General features: G+C 61.4%; 14 protein-coding genes. 8 read left to right on the top strand and 6 right to left on the bottom strand.

Translation table 11 applies throughout. The annotated features are described in order from the left end of the window. The first annotated feature begins 18 nt into the window (after nucleotides 1–18). A complete protein-coding gene (locus tag ACIOAU_RS14675) occupies nucleotides 19–1,386 on the top strand; it encodes a PAAR domain-containing protein (RefSeq protein WP_401182847.1) in 1,368 nt (455 codons plus the stop codon). A gap of 628 nt (nucleotides 1,387–2,014) precedes the next feature. Here the strand turns inward: ACIOAU_RS14675 and ACIOAU_RS14670 are convergent. Further along, on the bottom strand, nucleotides 2,015–2,563 hold the full coding sequence (locus ACIOAU_RS14670) for a lipocalin family protein (protein ID WP_101320073.1): 549 nt from the start codon (nucleotides 2,561–2,563) through the stop codon (nucleotides 2,015–2,017). 170 nt (nucleotides 2,564–2,733) lie between these two features. Here ACIOAU_RS14670 and ACIOAU_RS14665 point away from each other — a divergent pair, with 170 nt between their 5' ends. The 3 genes from ACIOAU_RS14665 to tcuB all read left to right on the top strand — a co-directional run bounded on the left by ACIOAU_RS14665 (nucleotide 2,734) and on the right by tcuB (nucleotide 6,401). Further along, nucleotides 2,734–3,660: a LysR family transcriptional regulator gene (locus ACIOAU_RS14665; protein ID WP_101320071.1), complete on the top strand. Its 927-nt coding sequence runs from the start codon at nucleotides 2,734–2,736 to the stop codon at nucleotides 3,658–3,660. Between the two features lie 124 nt (nucleotides 3,661–3,784). After that, a complete protein-coding gene (tcuA, locus tag ACIOAU_RS14660; protein ID WP_188036140.1) occupies nucleotides 3,785–5,239 on the top strand; it encodes an FAD-dependent tricarballylate dehydrogenase TcuA in 1,455 nt (484 codons plus the stop codon). Further along, a complete protein-coding gene (tcuB, locus tag ACIOAU_RS14655) occupies nucleotides 5,220–6,401 on the top strand; it encodes a tricarballylate utilization 4Fe-4S protein TcuB (RefSeq protein WP_401182843.1) in 1,182 nt (393 codons plus the stop codon). Before tcuA ends, tcuB begins: the two co-directional genes overlap by 20 nt. A 41-nt stretch (nucleotides 6,402–6,442) precedes the next feature. On the opposite strand, the gene ACIOAU_RS14650 is transcribed toward tcuB, so the two are convergent. Then, a complete protein-coding gene (locus ACIOAU_RS14650; RefSeq protein WP_101320065.1) occupies nucleotides 6,443–7,336 on the bottom strand; it encodes a LysR family transcriptional regulator in 894 nt (297 codons plus the stop codon). Nucleotides 7,337–7,483: 147 nt separating this feature from the next. On the opposite strand from ACIOAU_RS14650, the gene ACIOAU_RS14645 reads away from it, so the two are divergent. From ACIOAU_RS14645 to ACIOAU_RS14635, 3 genes are all read left to right on the top strand, one after another. Beyond that, the gene (locus ACIOAU_RS14645; protein WP_101320064.1) at nucleotides 7,484–8,557 is read left to right on the top strand and encodes a 4-oxalomesaconate tautomerase; all 1,074 of its coding nucleotides are present in this window, start codon (nucleotides 7,484–7,486) and stop codon (nucleotides 8,555–8,557) included. A 125-nt stretch (nucleotides 8,558–8,682) separates the two neighbouring features. Then, nucleotides 8,683–9,987 carry a CitMHS family transporter gene (locus ACIOAU_RS14640; protein ID WP_150572467.1) on the top strand — a complete coding sequence of 435 codons (1,305 nt, stop codon included), beginning with the start codon at nucleotides 8,683–8,685 and terminating at the stop codon, nucleotides 9,985–9,987. Between the two features lie 67 nt (nucleotides 9,988–10,054). Beyond that, the gene (locus ACIOAU_RS14635; RefSeq protein ID WP_150572466.1) at nucleotides 10,055–11,308 is read left to right on the top strand and encodes an OprD family porin; all 1,254 of its coding nucleotides are present in this window, start codon (nucleotides 10,055–10,057) and stop codon (nucleotides 11,306–11,308) included. A 24-nt stretch (nucleotides 11,309–11,332) separates the two neighbouring features. Here the strand turns inward: ACIOAU_RS14635 and ACIOAU_RS14630 are convergent, their stop codons facing one another. Continuing rightward, nucleotides 11,333–12,394 (bottom strand): AbrB family transcriptional regulator, encoded by a 1,062-nt coding sequence (locus tag ACIOAU_RS14630; protein WP_401182838.1) that lies wholly within the window; start codon nucleotides 12,392–12,394, stop codon nucleotides 11,333–11,335. Between the two features lie 113 nt (nucleotides 12,395–12,507). Between ACIOAU_RS14630 and ACIOAU_RS14625 the strand changes: the two genes are divergently transcribed. Next, on the top strand, nucleotides 12,508–13,410 hold the full coding sequence (locus tag ACIOAU_RS14625) for a LysR family transcriptional regulator (protein ID WP_401182835.1): 903 nt from the start codon (nucleotides 12,508–12,510) through the stop codon (nucleotides 13,408–13,410). Nucleotides 13,411–13,419: 9 nt separating this feature from the next. Here the strand turns inward: ACIOAU_RS14625 and ACIOAU_RS14620 are convergent, their stop codons facing one another. The 3 genes from ACIOAU_RS14620 to ACIOAU_RS14610 all read right to left on the bottom strand — a co-directional run bounded on the left by ACIOAU_RS14620 (nucleotide 13,420) and on the right by ACIOAU_RS14610 (nucleotide 15,184). Next, nucleotides 13,420–13,782: a VOC family protein gene (locus tag ACIOAU_RS14620; protein WP_401182832.1), complete on the bottom strand. Its 363-nt coding sequence runs from the start codon at nucleotides 13,780–13,782 to the stop codon at nucleotides 13,420–13,422. Between the two features lie 116 nt (nucleotides 13,783–13,898). Then, nucleotides 13,899–14,621 carry an anti-sigma factor domain-containing protein gene (locus ACIOAU_RS14615; protein WP_401182829.1) on the bottom strand — a complete coding sequence of 241 codons (723 nt, stop codon included), beginning with the start codon at nucleotides 14,619–14,621 and terminating at the stop codon, nucleotides 13,899–13,901. Then, on the bottom strand, nucleotides 14,618–15,184 hold the full coding sequence (locus tag ACIOAU_RS14610) for a sigma-70 family RNA polymerase sigma factor (protein WP_101320050.1): 567 nt from the start codon (nucleotides 15,182–15,184) through the stop codon (nucleotides 14,618–14,620). Before ACIOAU_RS14610 ends, ACIOAU_RS14615 begins: the two co-directional genes overlap by 4 nt. Nucleotides 15,185–15,188 lie beyond the last annotated feature (4 nt).

The raw sequence follows: 15,188 nt of genomic DNA, 5'->3' as shown, positions 1-15,188 counted from the left end.
AGCACAGGGCGTTTGCAGATGCGCGTGATAATTGACGGTAAAGGTCAAGCTGTCGATGGCGATGATACGACAACGGGTGCGGTGTGCATCGCCACGGGTGATGGCTACATCTGTGATGGGCGCATGGTCCTGCGTGTCGGCGACAAGACCACGGCCTGCCCGTTGTGCGCCGAACCAGGCACTGTCGCCGAAGGCGCGCCATGCTTTATCTCCGATGGCAGCGAAGTGGCGGTCGATGGTTCGCTGGTGCTGTGCGCTTGCCCGCCCGGTACCAACCGAGTTGTAGCGCCACCTGACTTTGTTCCACCCTGGCGGGAGACAAGGTCTTCGCGCGTGGTCGGCCCAAGCGCGCAGAGCTTTGGTCAGCCTGTGCACTTCGTTGACAGCCGGCCGTATATCAATGAGCCAGGCTTCCATATTGTCCAGCGCAACATGTCCTTCCCGCAGGTGCTGCTGCATTTGGCTGAGCAGGACAGCACCTTGCCGATCTCGCGCCTGCAGATGCTCAACCCGACCTTCAAGGACGGCTTCAAGGCCGGAGAGATTTTCGTCATCGGTAACCCCGACATCGGCGACGCCTGCACCCGCGAAGAAGCTCAACTGATGGCAGCCGCAAAGCAGGCCCGCGACTCGCTGGCGCTGCTCGACTACGACGAAGCCGAATTCATGATGGAGCACCAGGCTGAAATTGCAGGGCTGCTGACAGGCGCCAGCCAGTCCATGGGTGTCGGTAAGGATGTACTGGAGCAAGGCCTGAGGCAGGTCCGGGCGACCTTGCTCGAAGTCGACCAGTTACACAAACAGCAGTTCGCCAAGTTCGGCCACCTGAACAGCCCGGAGTTTTTTGCTAGTCGACAGAAGTTGCTCAGGCAGCTGGATAGACAGTTGAAGGCGGCGTTTTTGAACAAGCGATTGAACCTTGGCCCTTACGAGCGTCTTCGTCGTGATTTGAAGATTTCTACCAAAAGCCTGGTTCATCATTGGTCAAAAGCCGGTGGGCCGGGGCAGATTCCGGGGTATGCCACGCATTTGGATGAGGTGGCGAAGGCGGCCAAGTACGTCAAGTATGGCGGACACATCGGCACAGCCTTGGGAGGTACATCGTCTTATTTGAAGGTGGAGGAAGTATGTCGAGCGGGCGAGACGGAGGAGTGCAAGCGGATTCGGTTTACAGAGGCGGGTAGTTTTATAGGCGGACTCTCTGGCGGATCTCTCGGTGCAGCCGGTGGCAAGGGAGCCGCTGTAGCGGTATGTGGCTTCGCTGGTCCTTATGCCCCTGTTTGTAGCCTAGTGATGGTGGGCGCCGGTGCAATAATCGGTGGTAAGTATGGTGGGTCGCTTGGAGAGGTGGAAGGTGAGGTTATCTATGAGGAAACAACACAGTGATGAATATCCCTGAATCATGGTCGCTAGACCTAAAGCTGTGGCTCTTCGTGACCCCATTTGTATTGATGTGGGCCGGGATGGGTTTGTATGTGTTTGTGATTCTGAGTCGGGATTTCAAAGGTCTGCAACAGATCGTCTCTACCAATCCGAGATTAATTGTTGTGATGCCGAGCAATTTTCGAGCGTTTCATGATAGGTGGTGGTTCGTTATAAATTTTTCTTGGTTGCTTCACTGTCGTCGTCTATATATACGGCGCGGTCAAATCACTGATGAAGATTTGAGGCTTATCCCTAGGGGCTTGCGTATTCGTCTCAATGTCGGAGGGCTGCTGATGTGTGTAGGGTTCGCGTGGATGCCGCTACTTCATTTAGTTATAACGTTGTGGTGAACCCGTCGCGGCTGGTCTGCGTACCTCTATCGGTGATTTGCTGTGAGTTGAGGTCGGGTGTCCCTGTGGAAAGTCTTTTAGTCTGAAAGAAACTGGGGAATCACATTTTTCAATGTTATAGCTTGAGGGTATCAGTGAGTGAATTAAATCGGAATGATTGTTGTCGAAAAGAAGCTGGAACTGTAAGTATATAGGTCGGAAGGTGTCGTGACACGTTAGCCCCTTCCGACCTATATCATCTAATCCGCCTTACGCCACACCAACTCACTCACGTCATACCCTTGCTCACGCGCCGTAGTCAGCAATTTCTCACGCGTTTCACTGCTGATGGTCGGCGTGCGCGACAGCAGCCACAGATACTCGCGGTTCGGGTGGCCGACCAATGCAACCTGGTAATCCTGATCGTGGTACAGCACCCAGTACTCGCCCTTGGTCAAGCCGGGCAGGAGCTTGCTGAACCAGTTGTCGAACTTGACCCAGAGCTTGTCGGTCTTGCCCGGCACCTGTGGTTCGGCGGTGCCGTGGACTTCGTTCCACTTGCCGTCTTCTTCACGGCAGCGATTGGTGACGTCGATCAGGCCGTCGGCGCGCAGGCCATATCGCGCTTCTGACTGTACGCAGTTGCGCTGGAAGAACATCGGCAGGCGGGCGACTTCATACCAGGTGCCCTGGTAACGCTGCAGGTCGACCTGCATGGTTGCCGGCGGTTTCTGGTTGTCGCTGGAGCTTGCGCAGCCGGCCAGCGCCAAGGCCAGGCATGACAGCAGCAAAGTGTTGCGTAGGATCATCAGGCACCTCCTGGAAACAGTCGAATGGTTTGTCTGCAACGTTCGATCCCAACGCGCTGGGAAAGTGCCGATGTGCGGCCCAGCAGGTTGCAACATCACCGTGGAGCCAGCCATTGAGTTGTGCAAAGCTTTGAGTATAGGGTAGCCGCCCACCATCGCCCGAGGTCTCCATGGAACTGCGCCAATTACGCTACTACCTCGGTGTACTCGAACACGGCAGCCTCGGCCGCGCCGCCCTTGAGCTGGGTGTTGGCGCTTCGGCGTTGAGCCAGCAGCTGTCCAAGCTCGAAGGTGAGCTGTGCACGCGACTGTTGACCCGCACCAGCACCGGCGTGACGCCGACTGCGGCCGGTTTGGCGTTCCAGCACCATGCCCGGCTGACACTGCGTCAGGCCGAGCACGCTGTGCTGGCCGCGCAGAGCGGGCGCATGAGCGGCTATGCCAGCGTTGGCCTGGCGCCCACAACAGCATCGATCCTCGGCCTGCCGCTGATTGCGCGCATGCGCGAGCGTTATCCAGACGTGCGCCTGCATCTGGTCGAGATGCTTTCGGGTTATCTGGTCAACCAGCTCAACGCGCGCCATCTGGACCTGGCGGTACTGTTCCAGGCCGATGTGGGGCCGCGTTTGAGCCTGCGACCGCTGCTGCAAGAGCGCTTGTTTGCGTTGGTGCCAGCGGCGCTGGTGCGGGCGGAGTGGGGCGATAGCCTTAGCCTGGCACAGCTCAAGGATCTGCCGCTGGTGTTGCCCAGCGCCCAGCACGGTTTGCGCACGACACTGCGTTCAGCCTTCGAGCGGGTGGGGCATGAGCCTGACATCGTCATGGAGATCGACGGCCTGTCGTTGTTGATGGACGCGGTGTGTGCCGGCCACGCCGCAACCATCCAGCCAGGCGCCACGGTAGCGCGATCGCTGCAGGCGGGGCTGAAGGTGTTCGAGATCAGCGATGCCGACGCCGAGCGGCGCAATGTGATGGTCAGCCTGGCCGAAGACGAACTGTCACCGGCGGCACTGGCCACGCGCATCGTGCTGTTCGACGTGGCGCGTGAGCTGGTCGAGCAAGGCCGTTGGCCCGGTGCACGGATGCTCTCGACCTGACCCTTTAGCAAAACTGCAGGCCCCTGTGCCGACAGCCCGTTTCGCCGTCCTGGGCAGCGCTCTAAAGTCGCCGCCATCGCGAGGAGCAACCGAACGCCCGTCTCCTCGCTGAACAGGAGGCGATATGATTGATGTGCTCGTCATAGGGGGCGGCAACGCAGCCCTGTGCGCTGCGCTGATGGCGCGCGAGGCCGGTGCCAGCGTGCTGTTGCTGGAAGCCGCACCGCGCGAATGGCGCGGTGGCAACTCGCAGCACACGCGCAACCTCAGGTGCATGCACGATGCGCCGCAGGATGTGCTGGTCGAGAGCTACCCGGAAGAAGAGTTCTGGCAGGACCTGCTCAAGGTCACCGGCGGCATGACCGATGAAAAGCTGGCGCGCCTGGTTATCAGAGCTTCGGCGACCTGCCGGGACTGGATGCGCAGCCATGGCGTGCACTTTCAGCCGTCGTTGTCCGGTGCACTGCATACCGCGCGCACCAACGCCTTTTTCATGGGTGGCGGCAAGGCGCTGGTCAATGCCTATTTCCGCAGCGCCGAGCAGCTCGGCGTAGGCGTTCGCTACAACGCACCGGTCAGCCACATCGAACTTGACGGTGATCGTTTTGTGGCCGCCCATATTGGCCCTCGTCACGTCGATGGCCGCGACCTGCCCGCCGAACGTATCGAGGCGCGGGCGTGTGTGCTCGCCGCCGGTGGCTTTGAGTCCAATCGTGAATGGCTACGCGAGGCCTGGGGCCAGAACGAACGTGGCGAGTGGACTGCAGACAATTTCCTGATCCGTGGCACACGCTTCAACACCGGCGTGCTATTGCGTGGCTTGATGGAGCAGGGCGCCGACACCATCGGCGACCCGACCCAGGCACACATGGTTGCCATCGACGCGCGTGCTCCGCTGTATGACGGCGGCATCTGCACCCGTATCGACTGCGTGTCGCTCGGCGTGGTGGTCAACCGTGACGGCCAGCGCTTCTACGACGAGGGCGAAGATTTCTGGCCCAAACGCTATGCCATCTGGGGCCGCCTGGTCGCCCAGCAGCCAGGGCAGGTGGGCTTTTCGATCATTGACCAAAAGGCGCTCGGGCGCTTCATGCCGCCGGTGTTTGCCGGCACCAAGGCCAATACCCTCGGCGAACTGGCACAGCAGCTCGGCCTGCCCGAGGGCGAATTCGTCGCCACCGTGCAGGCCTACAACGCAGCCTGCCAGGTCGGCACATTTGATCACACTCGGCTTGATGACTGCCATACCCAAGGCGTGCAACCGGTCAAGAGCCATTGGGCGCGCCCGCTGGATACCCCACCTTTCTACGGCTACCCGTTGCGCCCCGGCGTGACCTTTACCTACCTGGGCCTGCGCACCGATCACACCGCCGCCGTGCACTTTGCCGGCAAGCCCAGCCCGAACCTGTTCGTTGCCGGTGAAATGATGGCCGGCAACGTCTTGGGCAAGGGCTACACCGCCGGCGTCGGCATGTCCATCGGCACCGCTTTCGGCCGGATTGCCGGCACCCAGGCGGCGGCAGCGCTCGGCTATCACCATCCTTCCAGCGAGATTACCCATGACTGCGCAACTGCTTGAACCGCGGCTGGTCGAGCCCAGCAAGGGCCACGGCGAACTGATCGCCGTGCTGAATGTGGACGAAAGCGAAGTCGACCGGCAGATGCGCATCTGTAATGCCTGCCGTTATTGCGAGGGCTTTTGCGCGGTGTTCCCGGCAATGACCCGGCGGCTGGACTTCAACAAGGCCGACATCCACTACCTGGCCAACCTGTGTCACAACTGTGGTGCCTGCCTGCATGCCTGCCAGTACGCCGCACCGCATGAGTTTGCCGTAAATGTGCCGAAGGCGCTGGCCACCGTGCGCGGCCAGACTTACTCGGACTACGCCTGGCCAAGCGCGTTCGGCCGGCTCTACCGGCATAACGGCACGCTGCTCGCCAGTGCACTGGCAGCTGGGTTGTCGCTGTTCCTGCTGCTGGCGCTGCTGATCAATGGCACGCTGCTACCAGGGCGGTTGGCGGGGGATTTCTATGCGGTGTTCCCGCATAACACCCTGGCGTTGATGTTTGGCGTGGTCTTCGCCGCGGCCATGCTGGCGTTGAGCATCGCCGTCAGACGCTTCTGGCGCGAGGTCGCACCGGCAGACAGCCCGCCCGCAAGCAAGCATGCTGCGGTGGTGGAAGCCTCGACTGCGGTTCTGACACTGAAGTATCTGGACGGTGGTCATGGCCAGGGCTGCACCAACGAGAGCGACCGCTACACCTTGTGGCGCCGGCGTTTTCATCACCTGACCTTCTACGGTTTCATGCTCTGTTTCGCGGCGACGGTGGTCGCCACCGGTTACCACTACCTGCTGGGTGAAATGGCGCCTTATCCGTTGCTCAGCTGGCCGGTAGTGCTGGGTACTGTCGGCGGTGTGGGCCTGGTCATCGGCCCTGTCGGCCTGCTGCTGCTCAACCTGCGCCGCGACCCAGCGCATGGCGATGTCAGCCAGCGGCCGATGGACCGCGCGTTCATCCTGCTGTTGCTGCTGGTCAGTCTGACTGGCCTGGCCTTGCTCGGCTGGCGCGACACCGGAGCGATGGCCATCTTGCTCGCGGTGCACCTGGGTTGCGTGATGGCGCTGTTCCTGACCTTGCCCTACGGCAAGTTCGCCCACGGCATTTTCCGCAGCGCGGCGTTGCTCAAGTTTGCCATCGAAAAACGCCAGCCCGATCCGCACGGCCTGGGGGGCGAATGACGTCCGCTCAGTACCAGCGCAAGCCAGTCGCCGTGCACGGCTCAGCTGTTCGGCCATTTCTCCAGCAGAATGGCCACGAACTTCTCGGCAGCCGGCGACAGCGAGGCGCCGCGCCGGTAGACCAGGCCGAGGGTACGGGTCACCTCTGGCTCGCTCAGCGGCACGCTGACCAGGGTAGGGTGGTCGGCGGCCGGCATGGCCAGGCTGGGCATGGCGGAGACGCCAAGGCCAGCCTCGACCATGCCCAGCGACGTCGACAAGTGCTGCACCTCATAGAACCACTTGGGACGCCAGCTCAGGCCGGACAAGGCATGGTCGAGCAGCATCCGGTTGCCGCTCAAGCGGCCTACGCCGATCAGGCGATAGTCGGCCAGTTGCGTCCAGGTCACCGACGCGCGGCTGGCCAGCTCGTGGTCACGGCGGCAGGCGAGGACGAACTTCTCCTCGACCAGCGGCACGAACTCAATGTCCGGGTGCTGGCCACTCATCATGTTGATGCCGAAGTCGGCTTCACCGCGCAGTACGGCCTCAAGCCCGTCGTTGGCGCTGAGATCGAGCAGGCGAATACGGATCTTCGGGTATTGCTCGTTGTACAGGCGAATCACCGACGGCAAAAAGTAGAACGCTGCCGTCGGGATGCAGGCCAGGGTCACCTGGCCGGTCTGGCGTTCGGCCAGTTCGCGGATGCTCAGGATCGAGTCCTCGAAGTCATCCAGCAGGCGCCTGGCCTTGGGCAGGAAGTCGCGGCCGACACTGGTCAGGCTGACCCGGCGCGTAGTCCGTTCGAGCAACGGCGTACCCAGGCCTTCTTCTAGCTTCTTGATCCGCCGGCTCAGTGCCGGTTGAGACAGATGGAGCACATCAGCAGCTTCGTGGAAGCTGCCAAGTTCGGCGATTTTCACGAAAGATCTTATATCCTGGAGCTCATATTCCATGACGATTCTCTTCAGCAGTCCACGACTTGATTCATTTGCTGCACGCAATAATAGCTACGATCTTTGCATTGGATTGATTTATCGGTCCCTGTCACTCTTGTTTCCAACACATCAATACCCCCTATTGATCAACAAGAGTCAGTAGTCATGCAACGAATTCCTTGTGTTCTGATGCGCGGCGGTACCTCCAAGGGTCCGTTTTTCCATGCCTGGGACTTGCCGACCAATGTGGTCGAGCGTGACGAAATGCTGATCAACCTGATGGGCTCTGGCCATGAGCTGGAAATCGACGGCATCGGCGGCGGCAGCCCGCAGACCAGCAAAGTGGCGATCCTCAGCCCCTCGCTACACGCCGATGCCGATGTCGACTACCTGTTCGTTCAGGTCATGGTCGCTCAGCGCCGCGTCGATACTGCACCTAATTGCGGCAACATGCTCTGCGCAGTCGGCCCATTCGCCATCGAAGAGGGCCTGGTCAAGGCCACCGAAGGCAAGACCCTGGTGCGCATCCGCAACTTGAACACCGGAACCTTCGTCAACTCGCTGGTGGAAACCCCCGGCGGTATCGTCCGCTACGAGGGCCGCACTGCGATCGACGGCGTGCCGGGTACCGCAGCGCCGGTGCAGTTGACCTTCCTCGATGCCGTTGGTAGCAAGACCGGCAAGCTGTTCCCCACCGGTCAGGCCAGCGATGTGATCGATGGTGTCGAGCTGACCTGCATCGACATGGCCATGCCGATGATGATCATCGAAGCCAGCAAGCTTGGCGTTACCGGCGGCGAAAGCCCGGCCGAGCTCGAGGGCAACAGCGCGTTGATGCAAAAGATCGAAGCGCTACGGATCAAGGCCGGCGCGGCGATGGGCCTGGGCGATGTCAGCGGTATGGTCATTCCCAAACCCGTGCTGATCTCGCCCGCCAAATTCGACGGCACCCTGCAGGTGCGTTACTTCATGCCGCACGACTGCCATCGGGCATTGGCCATCACCGGCGCCATAGGCCTGGCGACGGCCTGCGTCAGCCCAGGCACGGTGGTCATGCAGATGCTCGGCGAGCGCGCCAATGGCCTTACTCAGGTGCGCCTGGAACACCCGAGCGGCAGCATCGATATTGCCCTGGAACGCACCGAAGGCAAGCCGATTCAAGCCTCGGTGGTACGCACTGCCCGGCGGCTCTTCTCCGGCTACGTCTACGCGCCGTCCGTGCGCAGGCTCGCCGGCTGATCGCTTTAAACGCTTTGTTTAACGATTGACATACAATCGCTCGCTGCCTTGCCGGGCATCGAGCGAGTCAGGCGCCGTCTGCCCGGCAGACGTGCACATTTACAATAAAAACAAGAGATACAGACATGCTCGCACTCCTCGGTTTGGTCATGGTAGTGACGTTCACCTACCTGATCATGAGCAAACGCTTATCCCCAATCGTGGCCTTGACGGTCGTGCCTATCGTATTTGCGGTGATCGGCGGCTTCGCCCCGGAAACCGGCAAGATGATGCTCGACGGCCTGAAAATGGTTGCGCCGTCGGCAGCCCTGTTGCTGTTTGCCATTCTCTTCTTCGGCCTGATGATCGATGCGGGCTTGTTCGACCCGCTGATCCGCAAGATCCTCAAAAGGGTCAATGGCGACCCGCTGAAAATTGCCATCGGCACCGCGCTGCTGTCGCTGCTGGTCGCACTGGATGGTGACGGCACCACCACCTACATGATCACCTGCGCCGCGATGCTGCCGCTGTACAAGCGCATCGGCATGAACCCGATGATTCTGGCGACCATCTCGATGCTGTCGCTGAGCATCATGAGCGGCATGAGCCCATGGGGCGGGCCGGCTACTCGCGCCATCGCTGCCTTGGGCCTGGACGCCACCCACTATTTCATCCCGATGCTGCCAACCATGATCGGCGGCGCCGCCTGGGTTGTGTTCACCGCGTTCCTGCTGGGCCGTAGCGAGCGCAAGCGCATTGGTAACATCAAGCTCGAGTCCGGTGGTGGCGACTGCTACATCAAGGCGATTCTGGAAGACACCCCGCACAAGCGTCCGCGCCTGGCCTACGTCAACCTGGTGCTGGTGATCGCGGTGATGACTGCGCTGGTGCTGGGTGTGATGCACGCGGCGATCCTGTTCATGATCGGTTTCGTTGCTGCGCTGATGATCAACTACCCGCAGCTGGACATCCAGAAAGAGCGCATCCTCGCCCACTCGGGCAATGCCATGACCGTGGTCCTGCTGGTGTTTGCCGCCGGTATCTTCGCGGGCATCTTCTCAGGCACGAAGATGGTCGACGCGCTGGCGCAGACTTTGGTTGACTGGATCCCGGATGCCTGGGGGCACTGGTTCCCGCTGGTGGTGGCGATCACCAGCATGCCGCTGACCTTCGTCCTGTCCAACGATGCCTACTACTTCGGCGTGGTGCCGATCCTGGCCAACGCCGCTGCTGCATACGGCATCGACCCGGTGGAAATCGCTCGCGCCTCGGTACTTGGCCAGCCGGTACACCTGATGAGCCCGCTGGTGGCTTCGACCCTGCTGCTGGTGGGGATGGTTGACCGCGATATCGGCGACTTCCAGAAAGCCACGGTTAAATGGGCGGTGTATACCTCCCTGGTAATCACCGCCCTGGCAGTCCTGACCGGCGCCATTTCGTTCTTCGCCTGACCTTGTTGGACGGGCACCGCTCGGTGCCCGCGCAGCCCTTCAAAAAACAATAAAAGAGTCCTCTGACATGCAATCACTCCTTCTGCGTGGGGCCGCCTGCGGCCTGTTCTGCGGCTGCCTGCCTGTGGCCGTCGCCGGCGGCTTTATCGAAGACAGCAAACTCAAGCTGCAACTGCGCAATGTCTACTTCAACGAGAACTTCCGTGACGAGCAGGGCATGACTGCCCGTGCTGCCGCCACTGCCAAGAGCGAGCGCACCGAATGGGCGCAGGGCTTTTTGCTGGATTACCAGTCAGGTTTCACCCAGGGCACCATCGGTGTTGGCCTCGATGCCATGGCGCTGGTCGGGGTCAAGCTCGACTCCGGTCGCGGCCGCAGTGGCACCGGCCTGTTGCCGGTGCATGACGATGGCCGCGCGGCCGACGAGTTCGCCAGCGCGGGTGTAACCGCCAAAGCCAAGCTGGCCAATACCGTGGTCAAGCACGGCACCTTGCTGCCCAAGACCCCGGTGCTGGTGCACAACGATGCACGCTTGTTGCCGCAGACCTACCAGGGCACTCAACTGGTCAGCACCGATATCGATGGACTGACCCTGACTGCCGGCCAGCTGGACCGCTTCAAGCAGCGCGATTCGTCCGACAGCACCGGGCTCTATGTCGACGGCTATCGCGGCGACGAGACCGGCGATTTCCGCTACGCCGGTGCTGACTATGCCGCCAGCAAAACACTGCGCCTGAGCTACTTCCATGGCGAACTGGAAAACTTCTACCGCCAGGACTTCGCCGGTATCCAGCACGACCTCAAGCTCGGTGGCGGCGTGCTGACCAGCGACCTGCGCTACTTCAGCAGCCATGACAGCGGTTCGGCCTACGCCGGCCGGATCGACAACGACATGCTCAGCGGCCAGTTGGCCTACGCCCACAGCGGCCATACCGTAGGTGCCGGTTACCAGGTGCTCAACGGCGACGCCGGGCTGCCGTACATCAGCGGTGCGACCGTGTACTCGTTCAGCAACGTCGGCATCGGCAAGTTCATCGAGGAAGAAGAAAAGACCTGGATGGCCAGCTACGCCTACAACTTTGCTGCAGCCGGTGTGCCAGGCCTGACCTTCATGACCCGCTACCTGAGCGGTGACAATGGCCGTTCCGGCGATGCTGGCCTGAGCGAGTGGGAACGTGACATCGAGCTGGCCTACGTGGTCCAGTCGGGCACCTTCAAGGGGCTTGGCATCAAGGCACGTAACTACGTCTATCGCGCTGACTTCGCCCGCGGTCGTGACAGCAATCGGCTGTACCTGACCTACGACATTGCGCTCTGGTAAACGCGCAGCAGGGGTAAGCGGGTTTCAGGCCTTGGCCAGGCGGATGATCTGTCTGGCGCAAAAGGCACCGGTAATGATCACGGCAAACAGGCGCAAGGTCTGCATTGCCAGCACCAGCCCGACATCTGAGTGGGTTTCCACCGCAATGATGGCCATGGCATCCAGCCCGCCTGGGCTGGTTGCCAAGTACATCGAAAGAAAATCATGCCCAGTGACCCATGCCAGCAACCAGGCGCAGCCGGCGCACAGCGCGATCAAGCCGGTCGCTCCGGCGATCATGGTCGGCAAGCGGCTCCCCACATAACGCACCGTGGCGCGATCGAAACGCAGGCCTACGTAGCATCCGATGGCGCCATAGGCAAAGGCCAGCAACCAGCCGGGCAGGGTGATCTGCATCAGGCCACTCAGTTGCAGCGCACTACCGATCAACAACGGTGCCAGCAGCGCGCCCGCAGGCAGTTTGGCGGCCAGGGTTATCCCGATCACAATCACTGCCAGGCATGGCAGCAGTTGGTTCAGCTGTACCGCAGGGGTGCTGGCGGCTGGTACCAACGCCTTGCTGGCGATATCGCCGGCGCCAAGCAAGTGGCTGACCAGCGCGCCGATCATCACTACGCAGACGACCCGCACGTATTGCATGGTTGCCACTACCCGAGGATCGGCACCGTGTGCTTCCGCCATCGAGACCATCGCCGAAGCTGCGCCAGGGGCTGTGCCCCAGGCTGCAGTCGCGGCCGAGATACCGCCGTAACGCACAGTGGCCAGGCCTACCATGGCGCTCAACAGCACAGTGAGCAGCGTGGTTATCAGCATCACCGGCCACGACTGCGCCAAGGCCGCCAGTACCGTCCAGCTCATCGAGTGGGCAACCATCAGGCCGACGCAGCCCTGGCCAAAGCGAAACACCTGTTTGTGCAGGCGCAGCCCGGCGCCACTGACGCCAAAGGCGATCGCGGTCAGCATCGGCCCGAGAAACAATCCTGCAGGCACTGCCAACGCATGCAGTAGTTGGCCGCTGACGGCAGCGCAACCGATCAGGGCCAGCCAGCGTAGGATCAGCAGGGGATTTGATAGGAACAACTGCACGTGGTGATTCTCCTCGACCCGGTAACGGCGCTTGCTGGAGAAAATTATCGACGGCGCGATCGATCAAGTCTATTTTCTACTTTCGATGAACCTATAACTGAAATTCATGAATCATGGACCTTCGCGACCTGACGTACTTCGCCACCATCGCTGAGCTTGGTCATCTTGGCCGGGCTGCCGAACGGCTCAACCGCAGCCAGCCCGCCTTGAGCAAAAGTATCCAGCGGCTGGAAGAATCACTTGGCACGCGGCTATTCAAGCGCGATGGTCGACGTATCAAACTGACCGACGTAGGCGAGTTGCTGCTTGAACGAGGTCGGCAATTGCAGCTGAACATCGCCGAAACCGAGCGCGAGGTCCGCGATTTTGCCGGTGGTCTGATTGGCAACATCCGCCTCGGTTGCGCGGCGAGCATGGCTGAGTACTTGTTGCCGCGGCTGACCGAGTCGCTGTTGCAGCGCGCGCCCGAGCTGACCTTGCAGCTGTCCATCGGCCAGGACGATCTGCTCAAGGAGTCGCTGCGCTCGGGGCGGTTGGATGCCATCATCTGCCCGCTGATCGTCGATGATCCGCACGTCAGCAGTTACCCGATCCTGCAGGATGAGGCCGTGGTGGTAGCCAGTGCCGACCATCCGCTGTTTGCCGCGCCGATCACCTTGCACAGCCTTTGCCAATACCGCTGGGTGCTGCCGGCGATCACGGTCAGTTCCAGGCGCTGGATCGACAACGTGTTTGCCACTCACCATTTGCCGATGCCACAGGTGCAGATCGAAGCCAACAGCATCTCGATGCTGCCCCGCCTGATCGAGCGCACCCGGCTGCTGAGCTTTGTAGCGAGGGAAACCCTCGAGCACGGCCACGGTATGTCGCGCTTGCGTGCGGTGACCCTGGATGCAACCACCATGCACCGCACTGTGGCGGTGTCGATTCGCGCCGAGGGCTATCTGCCACCGGCCGTGGCCGCGATGGTCGAATTGCTCAAGGAACGCGGGCGCAGTTTTTTCGGCGACAACTGAACGGGGCGATCAAGCAGTGCTTGTTGCAGTCCACACCGCCAGCTCGTAGCCGTCCGGGTCGATGAAGTGGAAGCGGCTGCCGCCGGGGAATGAGAAGGTCTGCAGGCTGATCTGCGCGCCAGCAGCCAGCAGCCGCTGCTGAGTCGCATCCAGATCGTCGGCGTACAGAATCACCAGCGGGCCGCCGGGGCGTACCGGTTCGCCGGTAGTGAAACCGCCGCTCAGGCGACCGTCACTGAATTCGGTGTAGGTCGGGCCGTAATCGACGAAGGTCCAGTCGAATGCCTTGGCGTAAAACGCTTTGCTGCGGGCAATGTCGCTGACATTGAATTCGATGTTGTCGATCTGCCGGTCGTTACCGCGAACAGTCATGATGGCTTCCTTGCTCGGTCGTGAACTTGAAGCCGTGAGCATGAGGGCTTTTGGACAGCTTTGTCCACATAGCTCATGCGTGCTCAACCTCGAAGCCACAGGCTCCATGCCGACAATCAGATGACTTTTACCGCCCGGCCAATAAACTGAATCGGCCCAGTCGGCTTGCCAGTCTTCGATCCGCCGGCATTCTCCAGTGTCAGTTCGAACAACTGGTTCGCTTCAAGCGGCGGCAGTTTGTCCAGCGGCACCGAAATCTTCTCCCCTGGCTGGACCAGACCTAGCGAGACCGGCCCTTGCCAGTCATCACCCTTGGTCCAGAACTGCAGGGTTTTGTCGGCCGGCACAGTGACTTGGCCGAGTGGAATCAGCTCGACCTCACGCGGACTGCTGGCCTGAATCACCCAGCCCGGGGCGCGGTCTTGCGGGGCGACCAGCACGACCAGATAGGAGGTCTGCGGCGGCGTGACAGTCTGGCTCGACAGCGCCACGGCCATCACCAGACATGCCGCCAGGCCAGCACCTGCCAGGCCACGCCACAGCGGCAGCAGGTTCCACCAGGAGGTGTTCACGCTGCGTTCGGGGGCTGCTTCACGTGGAGCGAGGTTGTCCAGGCTGCGGCCAATGCGCTGCCACAGTTGCCTCGAGGGTTGTTGCGCCGGGGCGAGGGCAGTCAACTCCAGCAGGCGTTGCTCCCAAGCATCGACAGCGGCGCGCAAGGCACCGTCATAGGCCAGGCGTTGTTGCACGGCGGCACGTTGCTCGGCGTCGAGCGTGCCCAGTACGTATTCACCGGCCAGTTGCTCCAGCTCATCGGCGTTGCTCTGGTCGTTGTTCATCCCATGCACTCCCGCAATGCTGCCAGGCTGCGTTTGATCCAGGCCTTGACCGTGCCCAGCGGCGTGCTCATGCGCTGGGCGATTTCTGCATGGGTGCAGCCGTCGACGTAGGCGTGCAGGATGCAGTCGCGCCGCGCCGGCTCCAACTGCTCCAGGCAGTGGTAAATCCGCGCCGAATGCGCCTGCGCGGTAAAGTCCACTGGCTGCCACTGCGCAGAGGCTTGCAGCGCCTCGTCGTGTTGCTCATCCAGAGGCACCTGGCGGGCGCCATCACGCACGAAGTTCAATGCCAGATGCCGGGTGACGCTGTAGATCCAGCCACGTGCCGAACCTCTGTCTGGGTCGAAGCTTGCGGCATGCGTCCAGATGCGCACGAAGGCGTCATGGACGATGTCTTCAGCGACCGCCGGTTCGCGTGCGATGCGCAGGGCGACCCCGAGCAAACGCGCGCTTTCCTGCTGATACAGCTCGCGCAGGGCTCTACGATCGCCTGCAGCGCAGGCCAGCAGGCAACGTTGATAATCAAACGCGGTTTCAGGCAAGGACAAATTCTGTTCAGCCATTGGC

It is taken from the genome of Pseudomonas sp. NPDC088322 (assembly GCF_044740745.1).
Classification (GTDB): Bacteria; Pseudomonadota; Gammaproteobacteria; order Pseudomonadales; family Pseudomonadaceae; genus Aquipseudomonas; species Aquipseudomonas shirazensis.
The sequence above is the reverse complement of the archived record's forward strand: the minus strand, read 5'-3'. Positions and strand labels throughout refer to the sequence as shown.